The following is a 1,277-nucleotide window of genomic DNA, read 5'->3' on the forward strand; positions in this document are numbered from 1 at the left end:
GTCTCGCACCATCTCGGGGTGAGAGAACAGCAGCTTATAGCTGTGGTCGTGAGGGTGGTGGGATTGACTCGCCATACGCGCTCCTGTCTCGATCCAGGAAGCCTACCGCGTTGCGGGCACCTGCAACAGGGACTATCGCGAATAAATTCGCTCCCACTAATATCTATTCACAGACTGGTGGGTGCTCTTGTAGAAGGGGCTTCAGTCGCGATTGTGTTAACGCGTGCGTCGCGCGATCAGTGCTTATCCTCTGAGCGCAACTGGCTCACTTCCTCAACGGCCAGCCCCGTAATCTCCGCGATCATCTGATCTTCCATCTCAGTACGAGCGATCAGGTTGCGAGCGGTATTACGTTTTTCTTCCAAAGCGCGTTGCTCAGCTTTTTGACGTCCTTCCTGAAGCCCTTCCTGACGGCCTTCTTGCCGCTCTTTCTCGGCCCAGTTCTGCAAATTTTCTGCCAACATATCTTTATCCTCCACCAAACTGTTGAGGCGATCCAGATTGACCTCGGCGCCGAGTCGTTGAAGGTGGCGCTTCAACCAACGGGTGATGATCGCGTCGATACGGTCCTTGTTCGGATCGGACTGGATGATCGCCACGATCCGGTCCACGGCTTGCTGGAGACTCCGGCGATCCTTGGATGCCTTCTCGACACTGAACACCCCACTCAGCGGCGTCTGTACCAATCCCAACTCTTCGTCAGTATAGCGCCCTTCGTCGACCAGGTAATAGCGCAGGTGTGGTTGGTAGACCTGCAGAAAACTCGGGGGTTCCGGGGCGATCATGCGATAGACATCCAACGGCGCCGCCCAGCGGTCCACGCCATTGTAGAGCACCACCGGAAACACCGGCGGCAGGCCTTGGCTAGGCGTGGTGACCTTTTGCTTGAGTAGCTCGCTGTAGAAGCAGGCGACGTAGTGCATCAGCCGGATCGGCATGGTGCGATCCACCGACGACTGAAACTCAAGCAAGATGTACAAATACACCTCTTGCGCCACCCCGTCCCAGGTCACCTCGACCGACCACACTACATCTTCGATCTTCTCTTCGAACATCGGCGTGATGTAATGGCCGTTGTGATGCCTGAGCGTCGTGAAGTCCATCAGCGCGGCAATCTCGGCAGGCGCAAAGCCTTCGATCAGCTGCTGCACGAACTCTGGGTGGCTGAACAGCTCCTTGTAGCCGGTATCGTGGTGTTGACTCGCCATACGCGCTCCTGTCTTGATACCTGAAGCCTACCGCGTTGCGGGTACCGGCGACAGGGACTATCGCGAATA

General features: G+C 56.8%; 1 protein-coding gene. It reads right to left on the reverse strand.

The window, feature by feature from the left end:
- Window positions 1-236: 236 nt before the first annotated feature.
- Complete coding sequence (locus L1071_RS16150) at window positions 237-1,208, reverse strand: Rpn family recombination-promoting nuclease/putative transposase (protein WP_246977067.1); 972 nt, start codon at window positions 1,206-1,208, stop codon at window positions 237-239.
- Window positions 1,209-1,277: the final 69 nt, after the last annotated feature.

The sequence above is a fragment of the Chromohalobacter sarecensis genome, assembly GCF_023061135.1.
Lineage (GTDB): Bacteria > Pseudomonadota > Gammaproteobacteria > Pseudomonadales > Halomonadaceae > Chromohalobacter > Chromohalobacter sarecensis.